15 protein-coding genes and 2 pseudogenes are annotated in these 18,511 nt (G+C 63.4%); 3 read left to right on the top strand and 14 right to left on the bottom strand.

From position 1 onward, the window contains the following. Positions 1–109: 109 nt before the first annotated feature. The 7 genes and pseudogenes from X771_RS159715 to X771_RS159735 all read right to left on the bottom strand — a co-directional run bounded on the left by X771_RS159715 (position 110) and on the right by X771_RS159735 (position 6,114). The gene (locus X771_RS159715) at positions 110–658 is read right to left on the bottom strand and encodes a hypothetical protein (protein WP_023667727.1); all 549 of its coding nucleotides are present in this window, start codon (positions 656–658) and stop codon (positions 110–112) included. Positions 659–892: 234 nt separating this feature from the next. After that, a pseudogene (locus X771_RS1000000166355) lies at positions 893–1,117 on the bottom strand (Arm DNA-binding domain-containing protein); the annotation flags it as partial. Between the two features lie 282 nt (positions 1,118–1,399). Next, positions 1,400–3,036, bottom strand: a pseudogene (gene guaA / locus X771_RS01000000164700) (glutamine-hydrolyzing GMP synthase). Positions 3,037–3,091: 55 nt separating this feature from the next. Next, a complete protein-coding gene (locus tag X771_RS159720; protein ID WP_023745697.1) occupies positions 3,092–3,757 on the bottom strand; it encodes a 5'-methylthioadenosine/S-adenosylhomocysteine nucleosidase in 666 nt (221 codons plus the stop codon). Then, complete coding sequence (locus tag X771_RS159725; RefSeq protein ID WP_023686843.1) at positions 3,757–4,215, bottom strand: PaaI family thioesterase; 459 nt, start codon at positions 4,213–4,215, stop codon at positions 3,757–3,759. The genes X771_RS159720 and X771_RS159725 overlap by 1 nt, the downstream gene beginning before the upstream one ends. 84 nt (positions 4,216–4,299) lie before the next feature. Next, positions 4,300–4,740, bottom strand: coding sequence for a TspO/MBR family protein (locus X771_RS159730; protein WP_245261809.1), 441 nt, complete (start codon positions 4,738–4,740; stop codon positions 4,300–4,302). Positions 4,741–4,824: 84 nt separating this feature from the next. Continuing rightward, positions 4,825–6,114: an RsmB/NOP family class I SAM-dependent RNA methyltransferase gene (locus X771_RS159735; protein ID WP_023686841.1), complete on the bottom strand. Its 1,290-nt coding sequence runs from the start codon at positions 6,112–6,114 to the stop codon at positions 4,825–4,827. 319 nt (positions 6,115–6,433) lie between these two features. On the opposite strand from X771_RS159735, the gene X771_RS159740 reads away from it, so the two are divergent. Then, complete coding sequence (locus tag X771_RS159740; protein ID WP_023686840.1) at positions 6,434–7,111, top strand: MIP family channel protein; 678 nt, start codon at positions 6,434–6,436, stop codon at positions 7,109–7,111. Between the two features lie 64 nt (positions 7,112–7,175). Here the strand turns inward: X771_RS159740 and katG are convergent, their stop codons facing one another. After that, the gene (katG, locus tag X771_RS159745; RefSeq protein ID WP_023686839.1) at positions 7,176–9,371 is read right to left on the bottom strand and encodes a catalase/peroxidase HPI; all 2,196 of its coding nucleotides are present in this window, start codon (positions 9,369–9,371) and stop codon (positions 7,176–7,178) included. 140 nt (positions 9,372–9,511) lie between these two features. Here katG and X771_RS159750 point away from each other — a divergent pair, with 140 nt between their 5' ends. Then, entirely contained in the window at positions 9,512–10,495 is a 984-nt protein-coding gene (locus X771_RS159750; RefSeq protein ID WP_023686838.1) for a hydrogen peroxide-inducible genes activator, read from the top strand. Between the two features lie 104 nt (positions 10,496–10,599). Here the strand turns inward: X771_RS159750 and X771_RS159755 are convergent, their stop codons facing one another. The 5 genes from X771_RS159755 to hisS all read right to left on the bottom strand — a co-directional run bounded on the left by X771_RS159755 (position 10,600) and on the right by hisS (position 17,290). Then, positions 10,600–11,703 (bottom strand): calcium:proton antiporter, encoded by a 1,104-nt coding sequence (locus X771_RS159755; protein WP_023686837.1) that lies wholly within the window; start codon positions 11,701–11,703, stop codon positions 10,600–10,602. Positions 11,704–11,798: 95 nt separating this feature from the next. Then, positions 11,799–13,559: an AMP-binding protein gene (locus X771_RS159760; protein ID WP_023686836.1), complete on the bottom strand. Its 1,761-nt coding sequence runs from the start codon at positions 13,557–13,559 to the stop codon at positions 11,799–11,801. A gap of 233 nt (positions 13,560–13,792) precedes the next feature. Further along, positions 13,793–14,494, bottom strand: a complete 702-nt coding sequence (gene hisG / locus X771_RS159765) for an ATP phosphoribosyltransferase (RefSeq protein WP_023686835.1) — start codon at positions 14,492–14,494, stop codon at positions 13,793–13,795. After that, on the bottom strand, positions 14,491–15,609 hold the full coding sequence (locus tag X771_RS159770) for an ATP phosphoribosyltransferase regulatory subunit (protein WP_023686834.1): 1,119 nt from the start codon (positions 15,607–15,609) through the stop codon (positions 14,491–14,493). The genes hisG and X771_RS159770 overlap by 4 nt, the downstream gene beginning before the upstream one ends. A gap of 178 nt (positions 15,610–15,787) precedes the next feature. Next, entirely contained in the window at positions 15,788–17,290 is a 1,503-nt protein-coding gene (hisS, locus tag X771_RS159775; protein WP_023686833.1) for a histidine--tRNA ligase, read from the bottom strand. Between the two features lie 203 nt (positions 17,291–17,493). Here hisS and X771_RS159780 point away from each other — a divergent pair, with 203 nt between their 5' ends. Further along, positions 17,494–17,736, top strand: a complete 243-nt coding sequence (locus X771_RS159780; RefSeq protein WP_023681830.1) for a hypothetical protein — start codon at positions 17,494–17,496, stop codon at positions 17,734–17,736. Positions 17,737–17,862: 126 nt separating this feature from the next. Here the strand turns inward: X771_RS159780 and X771_RS159785 are convergent, their stop codons facing one another. Then, complete coding sequence (locus X771_RS159785; protein WP_023686832.1) at positions 17,863–18,501, bottom strand: DNA-3-methyladenine glycosylase I; 639 nt, start codon at positions 18,499–18,501, stop codon at positions 17,863–17,865. Between the last annotated feature and the right edge of the window lie 10 nt (positions 18,502–18,511).

Below are 18,511 nucleotides of genomic sequence, written 5' to 3'. Positions count from 1 at the left end.
AGGCTGGTGCACAAGGATCATGACATCGAATTCCACTCTTTACAGGAACAAGTGCCTTTCCTCGGGATTAGGATTCGACGCCGCAACGGCGTCGAACCCCAAAGGAGACTCACATGAAACGTAAGATTTTGACAGCTACAGCGATCTCTCTCTGTCTCGCCACCGCGGCCTTGGCGCAGTCGTCGGGAACATCCAGCGGCACGAACGGAACGTCCGGCTCATCGGCCGGGTCCAGTATGAGCTCTACGTCCGGCTCCGGCCAAAGCGGTATCCCGAGCGGCTGGGACAGCAGGCTCTCCGGCTCATTCTTCAGCGACGCCAATTCGGGAAGACTTCTGTCGCAGGATGAGATCCGCAAGAACTGGTCGTCCCTGAGCTCTGAACAGCAGGCACAGGTTCGCTCCGACTGCTCCAGGATGACGGCCAGTAACGGCACTGGCTCTGGCACAATGACCGGCACGTCAGGTAGCTCGGCTTCGACCGGCAGTGATACAACGGCGAGTATCGGCACCGGCTCTGGCACAGCCACCGGCACTTCAGGCAGCTCTGGTTCGACCGGCAGTAACACCACGGCCAGCAACAGCACTGGTTCGGGTACAACCACCGGCACGTCGGGATCCTCGAATACAGCTGGCGATACGACCGCCAGCACCAGCACGGGTTCGGGCGCGAACTCGGCTGCTCAAATGGCTTCGATGCGGCAACTCTGCACTCAGGTTCAAGGGATGTGAGTGAATGCGGCGCTCCGGGCCGGCTTGGCCGGAATAAGAAGAGGCCTTGGAGGCCCGGGCATCGCTTTGGTTTGGTAGCCATTTCGGCGCTGAAGTCGGCCGGAGACCGGGGTGACAACTCGGCGCTTGTCGCGCTGCTTTTCTATCGCCGGCGACCGTCACTCGCCAATAGCGCGCTTCGCGTCGAGACACTTCTCCCGGCTGAGGCAAGCGAGATTCCGTCCCGTCCATACCTGCCAAGATAGACCGTCTCGCGGCCTCCGTTGAGCCTGTAATCCAGCCGAAAGGAGATCGCGCCACTGGGCATGACGCGAACATACATGCCGTCGCAATCTTGTAGATGTTCTCTTTTGGTTCAGGGCTTTAAGGGCGACGTCCGTCAGCATTCCCCGCTACCTCCTGAAAAGTACCGTCAGTACAATTTCGAGGCTCTTCGGCAGAAATTTTGTTTTATCTTCAATTCCTTAAGGCATAAAAAAATACCGTCAGAGCCTCATTGGATCTGACGGTACTTCGAAAAATCTGAGCTACCAATATGCGGAAGGTCCGTCAGCCGGTCCGTCAATCCAATCTCTGCGCACCGATTGTCGCCGAATGGGTTTATATGTGTTGTCAAATAGTTATGGCGTACAATGGCGTGTTTTCGGCGGCGTTTGAGTGGGCCTGAATCACTCCCACTCGATGGTGCCTGGCGGCTTTGACGTCACGTCGTAGACGACGCGGTTGATGCCGCGGACTTCGTTGATGATGCGGGTGGCCGCCGCGCCGAGGAAAGCCATGTCGTAGTGGTAGAAGTCGGCGGTCATGCCGTCGACGGACGTCACGGCGCGCAGGGCGCAGACGAATTCGTAGGTGCGGCCGTCGCCCATCACACCGACGGTCTGCACCGGAAGCAGCACGGCGAAAGCCTGCCAGATGGCGTCGTAGAGGCCGGCCTTGCGGATCTCGTCGAGATAGATGGCGTCGGCCTCGCGCAGGATTTCGAGCTTTTCGCGGGTGATACCGCCGGGGCAGCGGATGGCAAGGCCTGGTCCAGGGAACGGATGGCGGCCAATAAAACTTTCGGGCAGGCCGAGTTCCTTGCCCAGTGCCCTCACCTCGTCCTTGAACAGTTCGCGCAGCGGCTCGACCAGCTGCATGTTCATGCGCGCCGGCAGGCCGCCGACATTGTGGTGCGACTTGATGGTCACCGACGGGCCGCCGGTGAAGGAGACGCTCTCGATGACGTCGGGATAGAGCGTGCCTTGCGCCAGGAAATCGGCGCCGCCGAGTTTCTTGGCCTCTTCCTCGAACACTTCGATGAACAGCCGGCCGATGGTCTTGCGCTTCTTCTCGGGGTCGGACTCGCCTTCCAGCGCCGAGATGAATTTTTCCGACGCGTCGACCAGGATCAGCGGCAGATTGTNTCGGGGTCGGACTCGCCTTCCAGCGCCGAGATGAATTTTTCCGACGCGTCGACCAGGATCAGCGGCAGATTGTAGTGCTGGCGGAACATCGCCACCACGCCGGCGGCCTCGTCCTTGCGCATCAGGCCATGGTCGACAAGAATGCAGGTCAGCTGGTCGCCGACCGCTTCGTGGATCAAAAGTGCGGCGACCGATGAATCCACGCCGCCCGACAGCGCGCAGATCACCTTGCCCTTGCCGACCTGTTTGCGAATTGTCTCGACCGCATGCTCGCGATAGGCGCGCATCGTCCAGTCGCCTTCGATGCCGGCGATGTTGTGCACGAAGTTTCTCAGCAGCCTGGCGCCATCCGGCGTATGCACAACTTCCGGGTGGAACATGATGCCGTACATCTTGCGCGCGACGTTGCCGAAGATGGCGAAAGGCGAGCCTTCCGACTTGCCGAAGACTTCGAACCCCTTGGGCAGCGAGATGACGCGGTCGCCATGGCTCATCCACACCTGGTGGCGCTGGCCTGGCGCCCACAGGCCCTCGAACAGCGGGCTGTCCTTTTCGATCTCGACGAAGGCGCGGCCGAATTCGCGATGGTTCGAGCTTTCGGCGACGCCGCCCATCTGCACGCAAATGGCCATCTGGCCGTAGCAGATACCGAGCACAGGTACGCCGGCATCGAAGACGATCTGCGGCGCGCGCGGGCTGCCGATGTCCGATGTCGAGGCGGGACCGCCCGACAGGATCACGGCTTTCGGATTGATGCGCTTGAAGGCAGCTTCGGCCGATTGGAACGGCACGATCTCGGAAAACACGCCAGCCTCGCGGATGCGGCGGGCGATGAGTTGCGTAAACTGGCTGCCGAAATCGACAATCAGGACTGTATCGGGATGATTGGCTGTCGTCATGGCGAGCCTTTAGAGAAAGAAACGAGTCGGCGCAATGGGGTGCGCAACCCGACTTTCAGAGCGGCGCCGACTCTTGCCCAGGCTGCTCCTTGTGTAGCGTGCCGGAGCCGATGGCCTGTTCGAGCCGAGCGACCGCATCCGCCAGCTTCTCGTCGATGACATGCAGATATTCGGTCCAGTCGCCAACGTGGCGCAGATCGGCTGCACCGTCTGAAATGCCGCGCAGGCCGATAAGCGGGACATCGAACAACTGGCAGGCGCGCAGGCAGGCGAAGGTTTCCATGTCGACCATATCGGCGGCGATGGCGTCGTAGGCGGCGCCGGTGATGATGGCGCCGCCGGTCGACAGGCTGGCTTCTTTAATGCCCGGTATCCTGAATGATAGCGGGACGGTCACCGGCAGGTCGAGGAACGGCGTCGCGCCTTTTTCGAAGCCTAGCGGCGAAGCGTCGATGTCGCGATAGCTGACCGAGACCGCCTGGTAGATTTCCGTCTGCTCCAGTGTGCGGCTGCCGGCGGAGCCGAGCGAGACGACGAGATCGGGCAACGCCTTCTCGGATTTCAGCCATGACAGTTCGGCGCCGAGCCGCACACCTGCCTCTACCGGGCCGACGCCCGTCATCAGCGGCGTGAACAGTTTTTGCAGATGCGGACCGTACTCGGCCTGCGCCGCCATGACGAAGAGGACGTCCTTGCCACCAATTCGCGTAATTTTGGCCATCAGCCTGCTATCCCGTCACGGCCAACCACCGTCATCATCGTGCCGGTCATGGTCGCGATCAGCTTGGCCTCGCCATCGGCGGCAAAGGCGTAGGCCTGGCCGTCGGCGACGATGATGGTGCGGCCGGGCTTGGTCACCGAGCCGCGGAACAGGAAGCGTTCGCCCCGGCCGGGCGCCAGGAGATTGACCTTGAACTCGATGGTCAGCACGCCGGAATTTTCCGGCATCAGCGAGAACGCGGCGTAGCCGCAAGCCGAGTCCAGTGCGGTCGAAATCACGCCGGCATGCAGGAAACCATGCTGCTGCGTGAGTGCGGCCGAATAGGGCATTTCGATCTCGATGATGCCCGGCGTCACAAGGGTCAGCTCGGCGCCAATGGTCGCCATCGCCTGCTGGCGGGCGAACGACGCCCTGACGCGGTCCTCATAATCGGGTGCGGGTACGATCTTTGCTGCCATGGCCATCGCCCTGATTTATCTGCAAAGCTTATCGCAGACGCCTGAACGCCACGCAAATGCTTTTGCTGCACTGCAGCAAAGCACTCAGTTCAACAGGAGCAGCGACGCGTTGAGCAAGGTGGCGAAGGCCACCCATAGGGAATAGGGCGCAAACAGCCAGCCGGAAACCCGATCGCGGTTCCACACCGTGGCTATGAACAGCGCAATGCTGGCGAGAAGAGCCAGGATCACGACCAGTGCCGGCCCCACCAGTTTGGCGCCGAAGAAAGTCGGCGACCAGGCGAAGTTCAGAACAAGCTGGAGGGCCCAGATCTTCATCGCGGCGCCTGCTCGTTCCCGCTCCCATGTCCGCCAGCCGGCTACGGCGATCAGGACATAAAGGAGCGTCCAGGCCGGCGCGAAGACCCAGTTGGGCGGGTTGAAGGGCGGCTTGGCGAGCGAGGCATACCATTCACCCGGCAACGTCGCATAGCCGATCAACAGGCCGCCGCCGAGCACCAGAATGAGGAAAAGCAGAGGCGACACATATCTTTGCAAGAATTCTACCCCGTCTGGCGGCCGACGCCGCGCATCTGCAACTGGCGCTATGTCAGCCTGTCAATCGCAGCGTCAATTCGCCCGACGCAGCGCACAGAAATGGAACCCGTCGGTGCCGCTGAGCGCCGGCGACAGCGAGATATCGCTTGTCTTGCCGATCCGGGCGGCCGCTGCGTGACCGGGGAAGCTGGCATCCCAGAGCGCGCGATGATCGACCGGGACAAAGCCCTTGTGCCGCTCGCGGAAGGCAGCGATCTGCTCGCCATTCTCCTCGTCGAACACCGAACAGGTGATGTAGACCAGCAGGCCGCCCGGTTTGACATAGGCCTTGGCCGCGTCGAGGATCGCCGACTGCTCGCCCTTGCGGGCATCGAGCTGTCTTTGCGTCAGCCGCCATTTGGCGTCGGGACGGCGCCGCCAGGTGCCGCTGCCGGTGCAGGGCGCATCGACCAGCACAATGTCCATATGGCCCACGAGGGGGCTGAGTTCAGCCGGCTTGGTGACGACCTGCACGTTGCGGTTTTCCGAACGGCGGAGGCGGTCGAAGATCGGCACCAGTCGCGCCTTTTCGGCATCATGGGCGAAGACCTGGCCTTTGTTGGCCATCGCCGCAGACAGCGCCAGCGTCTTGCCGCCGGCGCCGGCGCAGAAGTCGAGCACCTGCATGCCGGCCTGCGCGCCGGCAAGGGCGGCAACGATCTGCGAACCCTCGTCCTGGACCTCGAACCAGCCTTTCTGGAAGGCCGGCTCGGCCTGTACGTTCGGGTGCCTGCCGTCGCCGTCGATGGGCGGGATGCGAATGCCTTGCGGCGCGATAGCAGCCGGTTTGGCGCCAGTGTCGGCGAGTTCGGCCAGCACTTTGGCGCGGTCGGATTGCAGCGTATTGACCCTGATGTCGAGCGGCGGGCGGGTCGCCAAAGCCGCCCCTTCCGCAACCCAGTCTGCGCCAAAGGATCGTTCGAAGAGCGGCGCGCACCAGTCGGGTATGTCCGCCCGCACCGCCTCCGGCGCGTCTTCAGGCCGGCGCTCGGCCAGCGCCTGCAACTCGGCGGCGCTGAGCAGCGGCGGCGCGAACTTGTCACCCTGGAGCGCATCGTTGAGCGATTGCGGCGTCTGGCCCCATTCGATGAGCAGCGCGCCGAAGCCGATGGTGCGGGGCGTGTCTTCACCTAAAAGCCAGCCGGCGGAACGTTTGTGGCGCAGCGCGTCGTAGACGATGTTGCCGATCGCCGCGCGGTCGCCGCCGCCCGCAAAGCGATGCGACAGGCCCCAATCTTTCAGCGCATCGGCCACCGGCCGGTGGCGCCGGCCAATGTCGTCCAGCACTTCAATGGCTGCCGCCAGCCGTCCGCCCAGTCGCATTCGTCATTCCATCTATCGAGCACAGTATCTTTCGGCCTGCTCTTAGAGCGTTTCGCGTCGAGATTGAACCCCGCTTGAATTTCGCGGCGACGAGGCCTTCCGCTCGCGGCCGACGATTTTCCCCGCCGGCAAATGTCCGCCCGCCGGCGATAACAAATCTCAAATATATGCAAGGTCTCTAATGTTGGTAACTGGCCGCCGTAAGCACGATCTGTGGCGCAATTGCTCTGCTTTCCAAGCTTTTGCGTTGGGAATACTCTTTGCGCCATGATTCGCGGCGCGGAAAAGCGGACCGACGGATCGATACGAGGAGAGGGCAATGAAAACGTATCTTGCGGAAGTTCTAGGGACATTTCTATTGGTGTTTATCGGCACGGCGTCGGTGGCGACGGGTGGCTTTCTCGCCGACTTGCCGCTGGGCCAGGAAGCCATCGGCCTGGCGTTCGGCATCGGCCTGATTGCGGCGGCTTACGCGGTGGGTCCCATCTCAGGCGCACATCTCAACCCGGCCGTCACGCTCGGCGTCTTCCTTGCCGGCCGGCTGCCGGCCAAGGGTGTGATTCCTTACTGGATCGCGCAGATCATCGGCGCCATTCTGGCCTCGCTGGCGCTGTGGATCATCGTCTCCGGCCAGACCGGCGGGCACACCACCGGTTTCGGCGCCAATGGCTGGGACGTGGCGAAATGGGGGACGAGTTCGGCCTTCCTGTGGGAGCTGATCGGCACCTTCACCTTCGTCACCGTCATCCTCGGCGTCACCGCCGAGAAGCACTCGACGGCGTTCGCCGGCCTGGTCATCGGCCTGACGCTGGCCGGACTGCACTTCGCAATGATCCCGGTGACCGGCACCTCGCTCAATCCGGCGCGTTCGATCGGCCCGGCGCTGTTTACCGGTGCCGCAGCCCTCAGCCAGCTCTGGCTGTTCATCGTTGCGCCGCTGATCGGCGGCGCAATCGCTGGCGTCGTCGCCAAGGCACGCATCTTCGAAAAGGACTGATTTCGAAGCCTGCGAAAACGAAGGGCGCGGGCCTCGGCCCGCGCCCTTCGTTTGGGAGGTTGTATCAGGCAGCGATGTCGAAACGGTCGGCGTTCATCACCTTGGTCCACGCCTTGACGAAATCGCCAACGAATTTCTGCCCGGCATCCGCCGACCCGTAGACCTCGGCCAGCGCGCGCAGCTGCGCATGCGAGCCGAAGATCAGGTCGGCGCGTGTGGCGGTCCACCTGACTGCCCTGGTCTTGCGGTCGCGTGCTTCATAGACCTCATGCGAGCCCGGCTCGGAGGCCGGATCCCAGATGGTGCTCATCGAGAGCAGGTTGACGAAGAAGTCGTTCGTCAGCGTGCCCGGCCTGTCGGTCAACACACCATGCTTCGAGCCGCCGGTGTTGGCGCCGAGCACGCGCAGGCCACCAACCAGCACCGTCATCTCCGGCGCCGTCAGGTTGAGCAGTTGCGCCCGGTCGACCAGCATGGCTTCGACCGACATCGGCGGTTTGCCCCTGACATAGTTGCGGAAGCCGTCAATTTTCGGCTCGAGCGCCGCAAAGGAATGGACGTCGGTCTGCGCCTGCGAGGCGTCGGTGCGGCCGGGCGTGAGGGGAACCTTCACCGCATTGCCGCCATCCTGCGCCGCTTTCTCGACCGCGGCGACGCCGCCGAGCACGATGAGGTCGGCCAGCGAGACCTTCTTGCCGCCTGCGTTGAACTCGTTCTGGATGGCTTCGAGCTTCGCCAGCACGGTGGCCAGTTCGACAGGCTGGTTGACCTCCCAGTCCTTCTGCGGCGCCAGACGAATGCGCGCGCCATTGGCGCCGCCGCGCTTGTCGGAGTTGCGGAAGGTCGAGGCCGAGGCCCAGGCGGTCGAGACCAATTGCGAAACGCTGAGGTCCGAAGCCAGGATCTTGGCCTTCAGCAATGCGATATCCTGGTCGCTGACCAGCTCATGGTCGACGGCCGGAACCGGATCCTGCCAGATCAGCTCTTCCTTCGGCACCAGCGGGCCGAGATACCGCACGACCGGCCCCATGTCGCGATGGGTGAGCTTGTACCAGGCACGGGCGAAGGCATCGGCGAACTGCTCCGGATGCTCGTGGAAGCGGCGCGAGATCTTCTCATAGGCCGGGTCGGCCCGCAGCGCGAGGTCGGTGGTCAGCATTGCCGGCGCATGACGCTTCGAGGGATTGTGCGCGTCCGGCACCGTAGCCGCGCCAGAGCCGCCCTTCGGCGTCCACTGATGGGCCCCGGCCGGGCTCTTGGTCAGCTCCCATTCGAAGTTGAAGAGATTGTCGAAGAAGTTGTTGCTCCACTTGGTCGGCGTCGTCGTCCAGGTAACTTCGAGGCCGGACGTGATCGCATCGCCGGCAATGCCGGTGGCATGCTTGCTCGACCAGCCGAGGCCCTGCGCCTCGATGCCCGCGCCTTCCGGCTCGGCGCCGACCAGTGTTGCATCACCGGCGCCATGGGTCTTGCCGAAGGTGTGGCCGCCGGCGATCAGCGCCACGGTTTCCTCATCGTTCATTGCCATGCGTCCGAAGGTCTCGCGGATGTCGCGGGCCGAGGCCAGCGGATCCGGCTTGCCGTTCGGCCCTTCCGGGTTGACGTAGATCAGGCCCATCTGCACCGCGCCGAGATGGCCGTGCAACTCACGGTCGCCGGAATAGCGCTTGTCGTCGAGCCACTTGGTTTCCGAACCCCAGTCGACATCCTGCTCGGGCTCCCAGACATCGGCGCGGCCACCGGCAAAGCCAAAGGTCTTGAAGCCCATCGATTCCAGCGCGACGTTGCCGGTGAGAATCAACAGGTCGGCCCAGGAGATCTTGCGGCCGTATTTCTGCTTGACCGGCCACAGCAGCCGGCGCGCCTTGTCGAGATTGGCGTTGTCCGGCCAGCTGTTCAGCGGCGCGAAACGCTGCTGGCCCGCACCGGCGCCACCCCGGCCGTCGCCGATGCGATAGGTGCCGGCGCTGTGCCAGGCCATGCGGATGAACAGCGGCCCGTAATGGCCGAAATCGGCCGGCCACCAATCCTGCGAATCCGTCATCACCTTGTGCAAATCCTCGATCACCGCGTCGAGGTCGAGCGTCTTGAACTCCGCGGCGTAGTCGAAAGCTTCGCCCATCGGGTCCGAAAGGCTCGACTGCTGGTGGAGAACGCCGATGTCGAGCTGGTTCGGCCACCAGTCGCGGTTGGTCCTGGCGGAGGTTCCATGCGCGACCGGGCATTTGCCGGCGCTGTTGTCGTCGGTCATCGCGTCCATCTTGGCCTCCGAATTGCTGATTTATGTGTTGTTTTTTCCGGGCCGGCCGGGAGCCGCGCCACTCTGGAATGGTTCCAGACTAAGCCGTCTCTTCGATAAAAACAAATTGCCTTTCCTGTTTGTTGCGATAGGCTTTCCTTATGATTGGCTTGACCGTGCGGCAGATGCAATACTTCGAGGCTTTGGCGCAAACGCTGCATTTCGGCCGCGCCGCAAAACTTGCCGGCGTCAGCCAGCCGGCGCTGTCCGCGCAGATCGCCGAGATGGAGCAAAGGCTGAACTGCCGGCTGTTCGAGCGCGGCGGCAAGACGGTGCGGATGACGGANCAGATCGCCGAGATGGAGCAAAGGCTGAACTGCCGGCTGTTCGAGCGCGGCGGCAAGACGGTGCGGATGACGGAAGAGGCGGAAGCGCTGCTGCCACGCATCGAGCGCATCCTGCGCGACATCAGTGATGTCGAGACGACGGCCCGGCGCGGCCGCCCGGCCATGGAAGGCCGCTTCCGGCTGGGCATCATCCCGACCGTGGCACCCTATCTGCTGCCGCATGTATTGCCGGAACTGAAACGGCATTTTCCGTCCCTGCAACTCGAACTGCGCGAAGCAGTCACCGCATCGCTAGTCGAGGACACGGCAACCGGACGGCTCGACGCCTTCATCGCCGCGCTGCCGCTCGACCAGCCCGGCCTGGTCACCGAAGAACTGTTCGCCGACCGCTTCTTCCTCGCCGTGCCAGCCGGAGATCCAGCCTTCGCCTCGCCACCGGTGCCGCCGGAAAGCCCGGCGCTGGAGCGGCTGATGCTTTTGGAGGAAGGCCACTGCCTGCGCGAACAGGCGCTCGCGCTCTGCGGCAGCGTGCGCCCGGTGGCAATGGCAAGCTATGGCGCCACCAGCCTGACGACGCTCTTGCAGATGGTAGCGCATGGTCTCGGCGTCACGCTCATCCCCGAAATGGCGGCAAGGCCGGCCAGCGCCATGCCGGACCTCAAGATCGTGCCGTTCCAGGAGCCAATGCCGCAACGCACGATCTGCCTGGCCTGGCGCCGCAATAAGGTGCGGCATGATGAGTGCGTCGAGTTGGCGAAGATCATTCGCGGGCTGGGTGGGGTGGTGATGGGGGTGTGAGTCGTTCGGGTCTTGGATGTCGCCTTGGGAACCCCGAAAAGCTCAAATCAGGCGCGTTCGAGAATACCCGCCTTGATGGCTGGTCGCCAGATCGCACCAAAGCCTCAAGGGATAAATACCAGAAATACATACGTAAAAAACACAACGGCATGGACGATTCCGGTCAGGAAGGTCGTCCTTTCGTTGCTAAAGCTTACGCCGCATATGAAAAGCGCTAAAACCAAAAGTACTGCGTCAGCTTCCGGGAGCCCCAGGGTTAAGCCTCGTCCCGTAAGCAGGCTGGCTGCTGCGACCGCAGGTATCGTCAAGCCAATCGTGGCGCAAGCCGAACCCATTGCGACATTCAGGCCGCGCTGCAGCTCATTGTTGAGTGAAGCACGAACCGCCGAAATGGCTTCCGGCATCAAAACCAGACCCGCGATCATTGCCCCCACAATGCTGTCAGCCTGGGTCACCTGATAAGCAACGAGCGCATTTTCAACACTTGCGGCGACCTGCTCGGCGAGCATGACAATTCCGATCAGTCCGATTATCAGGAGCAGAGCGCTGGAAGAGATGCTTTTGTGAGGGGCGGTTCGCGCCGAAAGGTCGTGTGCCAGTCCTTCGATGAAGTCGTCCCGGTGCCGGACGGTTTGCGCGAACACAAAACTTGCATAGAGCAGCACGGAAAGTACGCTCACAAGGCCAAGCTGAGCTGCCGAAAATGTGCCGGGATCGGTGGTCCGTGTATAGGTCGGCAGGATAAGCGTCATGACGGTCAGTGCGGCCAGAACCGCCAGATATGCGCTTGTCCCTTGCCGGACAATTGCCTGCTTGCGATGACGCCAGCCGCCAAACGTGAGACACGTCCCCACAACGCCGGTGGAGGCAATCATCACCGTCGAGAAGACGGACTCACGTGCAAGCGTGGGGTTGTTCTCTCCATGCAGCATCATGGAAACGATGATCGACACCTCGATTGCCGTCACGGCAAAAGTCAGCACCAATGTGCCGTAGGGTTCCCCCACACGGTGGGCCACCGCCTCGGCGTGATCGAGCACCACGAAAATAGTGATGAACATGATCGCACTCGAGAGCGCTCCGACGAGAATCCTGACGCTCGGCGAACCTTCGTCCATCGATAGCCCGCTGACTCTGACCGCAACGGCCAGTGCCAGCGCGGCCAAAGGCATCGCATAGGAAGTCGCTGATCGTGCGAAACCAGTCATTCAAGCCCCAATGCGTTCGGCGAACCTTGCGGAAGCCTGTCGAGCACCCCAATGTCGTTTCGAAGCGGGCAATCCCGTCCCCCGGCGTTCAACCCTCAAGCCGTCTTCTGCACCACCAGCCCCAGTTCCTCCACCATCGCCTCGCGCATCAGAAACTTCTGCGGTTTTCCCGTCACCGTCATGGGCAGTTCGGTGCGGAAGCGGATGTAGCGGGGGATTTTGTAGTGGGCGATCTGGCCGGCGCAGAAATTCTTGATCTCCTGCTCGGTGGCGATCTGGTTGGGCTTCAGCACGATCCAGGCGCACAGCTCCTCGCCATATTTGGCGTCGGGAATGCCGAACACCTGCACCTCCTTGACCTTGGGATGGCGGTAGAGGAATTCCTCGACCTCTCTGGGATAGACGTTTTCGCCGCCGCGGATGACCATGTCCTTGACCCGGCCGACAATGTTGCAATAGCCCTCGGCGTCGATGGTGGCGAGATCACCGGTGTGCATCCAGCCGTCGGCGTCGATCGCCTCGCGGGTTTTTTCCGCGTCGTCCCAGTAGCCTTTCATGACGGAATAGCCGCGGGTGCACAGCTCGCCCGGCGCGCCGACGGCGACGGTGGCGCCCTCGGCGTCGATGGCCTTGACCTCGACATGCGGATGGATGCGGCCGACAGTGGAGACGCGTTTTTCCAGCGGATCGTCGACGCTGCTCTGGAACGAGACCGGGCTGGTCTCGGTCATGCCGTAGGCGATGGTCACCTCTTCCATATGCATCAGCGTCACCACCTTCTTCATCACCTCGATCGGGCATGGTGAGCCCGCCATGATGCCGGTGCGCAGGCTGGAGAGATCGAAGCTGGTGAAGTCGGCGTGGTCAAGCATGGCGACGAACATGGTCGGCACGCCGTAGAGGCCGGTGCAGCGTTCCTGCGCCACCGCCTTCAGCGTCGCGCCGGCGTCAAAACCCTCGCCAGGAAACACCATGGTCGCGCCCTTGGTGACGCAGCCCATCGTGCCCATCGACATGCCGAAGCAGTGGTAGAGCGGCACCGGGATGCAGAGCCGGTCGTCGACGGTGAGCTTGATCGCAGCGGTGACGAAATTGCCATTGTTGACGATGTTGGTGTGGGTCAGCGTCGCGCCCTTGGGCGCGCCCGTCGTGCCTGATGTGAACTGGATGTTGATGGCCTCGCCCGGCTTCAGCCCTTCGGAGATGCGGTCGAGGCTGTCATGCTCGTCGCGGCCGGCCATCGACAGCACATCGGCGAAATTGAACATGCCGGGCGAGTTGTCGTCGCCCATGCGGATGACGATCTTCAGCGTCGGCAATTTCTGCGCCTTGAGCTTGCCGGGGGTGGCCTTGGCGAGCTCCGGCGCCAGCGTCTCGATCATGCCGAGATAGTCGGAGGTCTTGAAACTGGCGGCGGTGACCAGCGCCTTGCAGCCGACCTTGTTGAGGGCATATTCCAGCTCCGTCAGCCGGTAGGCCGGGTTGATGTTGACCAGGATCAGGCCGATGCGAGCGGTGGCGAATTGGGTGACCAGCCATTCCCAGCGGTTGGGCGACCAGATGCCGACACGGTCGCCTTTTTCGAGGCCGAGCGCCAGGAAGCCGGCGGCGAGCGTATCGACCGTGTCCGACAATTCGCTCCAGGTGAAGCGCTTGTCCTGGCCGACGAAGACGGCAGCATCCTGCGTGGCGTATTTGCTGACCGTGCCGGAGAAAAGCTGAGGGATCGTCTTGTCGAGCAGCGGCACCGAACGGTCGCCCGACACATGTGCCCGGCCGTCGAGCGGAGCGATGAAAGCCCTGCCGCGCCCGCGCAGATTGGTGGCGTTCTTGAGCTCGTCGAGATTGATCGCCATCGCCGTTTCCTCCCGGGATATGGCGAGCCTATCAGCCTGATGGGATGGTGGAAAGTAGAGGCGGTTCCCCTCCCCCTCGCGGGGAGGGTGCCTCGCGAAGCGAGGCGGGTGGGACCCTCGGCGAAGTGCTCGACTTCCTTGCTCACGGTCGACCCGGCTTGGGTCGTCTCGCGTCGAGCACTGCCGGAGCGACCCCACCCTCCATCCGCCTTTGGCGGCTGTCCACCCTCCCCTCAAGGGGGAGGGAGCGCGCTCGTCTTCGCGGCTATTTCCCGCACTAGCGCCTCATCCGCAGCAGCACGATCTTTCCTGGCAGCCACGAGGCAGGCCTGCGACTTCAGCACAACCCCATCGGCCAGCACCTTGAGATGGTTGGCGCGTAGGGTCGAGCCGGTGGTGGTGATGTCGACGATGACATCGGCAAGGCCTGCCGCCGGCGCGCCTTCGGTGGCGCCGAGGCTTTCGACGATGCGGTAAACCTGGATGCCGTGCTTTTGCGAGAAGAATTGTTGCGTCAGCCGCCAATATTTGGTTGCGATCCTCAGCCGCCTGCCGTGGCGCTGGCGGAAATCGGCGGCGACATCGTCGAGATCGGCCATGGTATCGACGTCGAGCCAGATGCCGGGCACCGCGACCACGACATCGGCATGGCCGAAGCCGAGGCGAGCGACGATTTCGGCGCGCGCCTCCCAGTCGGCGAGGTTTTCGCGCAGCAGATCCTCGCCGGTAATGCCGAGGTCGACTGAACCTTGCCCAATCTCGCCGGCGATTTCGGACGCCGACAGGAACGCGACCTCGATGCCCTCGGCGCCGTCGATGCGGGCGCGGTACTGGCGCTCATCGCCGGGCAGGCTGACGGCGAGTCCGGCTTTGGCCAACACTTCCAGCGCCTGCTCCTTGAGCCGGCCTTTCGATGGGATCGCCAGCGTGATCATTGCGGCTCTCCCCGCAGCGCTTCGATGCGGTCGAGCCAGACGGAGAAGCCGACGCCGGGGATCGGCGTCTTGGCGCCGAGCAGGGTCAGCAGCCGGTCGTAGCGACCGCCGCCGGCCAGCGGCCGCTCGCCACCAAGTGCTGCGATCTCGAAGACGATGCCGGTGTAGTAATCCAGCGGACGGCCGAAGGCAGCGTCGTAGCGGATCGTCTTTGCAGGCAGGCCATGTGCCTCGATGGCTTTGGCGCGGGCGGCGAATTTTTCCAGCGCCGCGCCCAGCGAAAGCCCGGCAGAGGCCGCAAAACTTTCGAGCGCAGCACTCGCGCCGTCGAGCGGCACGTCGATGGCGAGAAAATCCCTGAGCGCCGCAAACGCTTCGTTCGACAACCGCACGCTGCGCAATTCGGCCTTTTCGATCAGCCGCCGGGCAATGTCGACTGGCGCGCGTCCGCCGGATGCCAAAAGGCCGGCCTCTTCCATGCCGCCGGCAATGTGGGCGGAAAGCGCTTCGAGATCGCCATCGAGCACCAGGGCCGCGACTTCGCCGTCAAGCTCACCGTTGCGTGGCGGGTTGGCGAGATCGGACAACGCTGCCTGCAGCATCGGCGCCGAACCGAAGGCACGCGCAAGTCGCATGCGCCAGCCGCGCGGCAGGCCGAGGGCCGCCAGCACCGCCTCGAAGATGGTCTGGTCGCCGAGCGTGATCGCAAGAGGTTGCGCCGGCAGCACCAGCTGCAGCAGCGCATGCGCATCGACCAGCGAACGCGCATCGGCCTCGGCCGTATCGCGGTCACCGAGATCCTCGATGCCGGCCTGAAAGAACTCGTTGCCGCCCTCGCGGCGCTGGCGGAACACTTCGCCGATGTAGGAATAGCGACGCGGCGTGCCCGCCTGCGAGGCGATGTGGTCGAGGCAGACGGGGATGGTGAATTCGGGCCGCAGACACAGCGTCCTGCCGGTCTCGCTTTCGGTGAGAAAGATGCGGCGGCGCAGATCCTCGCCGGCCATATCGAGGAATGGGTCGGCCGGCTGCAGCACCGCGACCTCAACCGCATGGGTGTTGCGGGTGGCGAAGAGCTTAGTGATTTCGGATGCGATGGCGGGATAGCGAGTCATCGGCTGGTTGGGTGCGAGGCACCCCCCTCTGGCCTGCCGGCCATCTCCCCCTCAAGGCGGGAGATTGGCAGCTTTAGCGTCGGATCGTTTCCTGCAGCGATGAAGATTTGCGAAAGCGCCGATGACATCCAATCTCCCCCCTTGAGGGGGAGATGGCCGGCAGGCCAGAGGGGGGTGTTCAAGCGCCACCCTTCGCACGGTCGGCCGCCTGCGCCGCCAGAATCTTCTTCACCTCGGCGACCAGCTCGCTCTCCGCCACGGTCACCTGCGCTGGCCTTGCGGCCCGCCATTCGGCGTTGTCGGTGATCTCGGCCGACATGCGTGCGCCTTCGATCAGATCCTTGATCTGCAGCTCGCCCTTGGCGCGCTCGTCCCCGCCCTGAATGATGGCAACCGGGCTGCCGCGGCGGTCGGCATATTTCAACTGCGCCTTCATGCCGGCGCCGCCGAGATACATTTCGGAGCGGATGCCGGCCGCGCGCAGGCCGGCCACCATCTTCTGGTAGCGGCCGAGGCTTTCGGTATCCTTGTCCATCACCAGCACGACGACCGGCGCGATCACGTCTGTGGTGTCCAGCTTGCCGAGGTTCTTCAGCGCCGTCATCAGGCGGGAGACGCCGATCGAAAAGCCGGTAGCCGGCACCGGCTCGCCACGGAAGCGCGAGACCAGCCCGTCATAGCGGCCGCCACCACCGACCGAACCGAAGCGCACGATCTGGCCGTCTTCGTTGGGGATTTCGGCCAGAAGCTCGGCCTCGAAAACCGGGCCGGTGTAGTATTCGAGGCCACGCACGACGGAGCGGTCCATGGCGATACGATCTTCGCCGTACCCTGCCGCCCTGACCAAGGCTTCAATCGTGGAGAGCTCGCCAACGCCTTCCTGATAGATCGCGTTCGCATCGACATTGGAATCCTGGCGGGCCTGTTCCCTCGCTGTCGCGAGAAGAACGGCCTCGGCTTGCGCCTCATTCAGTCCGGCACCCTTGGCAAAGTCACCCTCGCCTTCCTTGCCGCCATCCCAGCGCCCCGGACCAAGCAGCAGTCTCACGCCTTCCGGTCCGAGCTTGTCCAGCTTGTCGATCGCGCGCAGCACCGTCAGCCGACGCCCTGCATTCTCATCGCCGCCAAGGCCGATCGCTTCCAGCACGCCATCGAGCACCTTGCGATTGTTGACGCGGATGACGTAGTCGCCGCGCTTGATGCCGAGCGCTTCCATCACGTCGGCCATCATCATCGCCATTTCAGCATCAGCCGCGACGCCCGGTGTGCCGATGGTGTCAGCGTCGAACTGCATGAACTGGCGGAAGCGGCCGGGGCCGGGCTTTTCGTTGCGGAACACCCAGCCGGAGCGGTAGCTGCGATAGGGCTTCGGCAGTCGCTCAAAATTCTCGGCGACATAACGCGCCGTCGGCGCGGTCAGGTCGTAGCGCAACGACAGCCACTGCTCGTCATCGTCCTGGAAAGAAAATACGCCCTCATTAGGCCGGTCCTGGTCGGGCAGGAATTTGCCCAGCGCATCGGTGTATTCGATCAGCGGCTGGTCGGCCGGCTCGAAACCATAGAGCTCATAGACCGAGCGGATCGTCGCCATCATCTTCTCGACGGCGCGGATGTCTTCCGCACTGCGGTCGGCAAAGCCGCGCGGCAGCCGCGCTTTCGTCTTTTCCGATTTGTCGGCCATGGGATGGGTCTTTTCGCTTAGTAATCGATGACTTGTTTGGAGTGGGCGTGTCCTAACCGAAGCGGCTTTGTGCGGCAAGGGTTTGCGCTTTTTCCTTCTCCTCCGAAACAAAACGCACCAAAAGGAAACAATTCCGCCATCGGCGCGGCATCGTGCCGACACAATCAGAGCCGATAAGCGCGCCGAAACAAAGGGTTGGGGCCATGACTGCGGCACACAAGTTCGACATCAGAGACGACGGCTTGCATGAAGTCCGGCTGCGGCCGGCCGAGAGCCGTGCGCAGGTGACGGCGAGCCTCGGTCCGTTTGAGGTCACCGCCGACGAGCGCAAGGGTTCCACCATGCGCGAGGCGCTGATGACCGGATTGCTGGTGATTTATCCGGCCTTTGCGGCACTGGCGGCGATTGTGGCGGGATTGTTCCTGACTGGCGCCAGCGGGACGTGAGTTCCTTACCCTCCCCTTGTGGGGAGGGTCGACGCGTAGCGTCGGGGTGGGGGTGCGGCGCCAAGATACCCCCACCCGCGCCTTCGGCGCGACCTCTCCACAAGGGGGAGGTAGGGGGACAGCGCCCTACTTCGGCCTCTTAAAGGCCTTGCGTTCCTTCTCCACCTGCTCCCGGCAAACACACCCCTCGAGATGGTCGTTGACCAGGCCCATCGCTTGCATGAAGGCATAGACCGTCGTCGGTCCGACAAAGCTCCAGCCGCGCTTTTTCAACTCCTTCGAAATCCTGATCGAGACCGCTGTCGTCGGGTTGGCCCGCAGGTGGGCGAGGTCGACGATCTCCGGCCGCTCCTCCGACCCCGGCTCGAACTTCCAGAACCAGGCGGCCAGCGAGCCGAATTCATCCACCATTTCGCGCGCGCGTTTGGCGTTGTTGATGGTCGAGACGATCTTGCCGCGGTGGCGGATGATGCCGACATTGGCGACCAGGCGCTCGACATCCTCGTCGGTGAAGGCAGCGACCTTGTCGAAGTCGAAACCGGCGAAGGCCTCGCGGAAATTCTCGCGCTTGCGCAGAATGGTCAGCCAGGACAGGCCGGACTGAAAGCCTTCCAGGCAGATTTTTTCGAACAGCCTGCGGTCGTCGGCGACCGGCCGGCCCCATTCATGGTCGTGGTAGTGCAGATAGTCCGGCAGATTGCCGTGCCAGAAGCAGCGCGTGATCCCGTCGGAGCCGGTAAGCAGTCCGGTGTTGTCTTGCGCCATGGCCAATCCA

The sequence above is a fragment of the Mesorhizobium sp. LSJC269B00 genome, from assembly GCF_000502815.1.
In the GTDB taxonomy this organism is placed as follows: domain Bacteria; phylum Pseudomonadota; class Alphaproteobacteria; order Rhizobiales; family Rhizobiaceae; genus Mesorhizobium.
This window is presented reverse-complemented; position numbering and strand designations above follow the sequence as displayed.

Bases quoted from the DNA above. Each gene is read 5' to 3' on its own strand.
- X771_RS159755 (WP_023686837.1), bottom strand. From the start codon at position 11,703: ATGACTGGTTTCGCACGATCAGCGACTTCCTATGCGATGCCTTTGGCC.
- katG (WP_023686839.1), bottom strand. From the start codon at position 9,371: ATGGACGCGATGACCGACGACAACAGCGCCGGCAAATGCCCGGTCGCG.
- X771_RS159725 (WP_023686843.1), bottom strand. From the start codon at position 4,215: ATGGCAGCAAAGATCGTACCCGCACCCGATTATGAGGACCGCGTCAGG.
- X771_RS159760 (WP_023686836.1), bottom strand. From the start codon at position 13,559: ATGGCGATCAATCTCGACGAGCTCAAGAACGCCACCAATCTGCGCGGG.
- X771_RS159720 (WP_023745697.1), bottom strand. From the start codon at position 3,757: ATGGCCAAAATTACGCGAATTGGTGGCAAGGACGTCCTCTTCGTCATG.
- X771_RS159735 (WP_023686841.1), bottom strand. From the start codon at position 6,114: ATGCGACTGGGCGGACGGCTGGCGGCAGCCATTGAAGTGCTGGACGAC.
- X771_RS159780 (WP_023681830.1), top strand. From the start codon at position 17,494: ATGACTGCGGCACACAAGTTCGACATCAGAGACGACGGCTTGCATGAA.
- X771_RS159785 (WP_023686832.1), bottom strand. From the start codon at position 18,501: ATGGCGCAAGACAACACCGGACTGCTTACCGGCTCCGACGGGATCACG.
- X771_RS159770 (WP_023686834.1), bottom strand. From the start codon at position 15,609: ATGACTCGCTATCCCGCCATCGCATCCGAAATCACTAAGCTCTTCGCC.
- hisG (WP_023686835.1), bottom strand. From the start codon at position 14,494: ATGATCACGCTGGCGATCCCATCGAAAGGCCGGCTCAAGGAGCAGGCG.
- hisS (WP_023686833.1), bottom strand. From the start codon at position 17,290: ATGGCCGACAAATCGGAAAAGACGAAAGCGCGGCTGCCGCGCGGCTTT.
- X771_RS159740 (WP_023686840.1), top strand. From the start codon at position 6,434: ATGAAAACGTATCTTGCGGAAGTTCTAGGGACATTTCTATTGGTGTTT.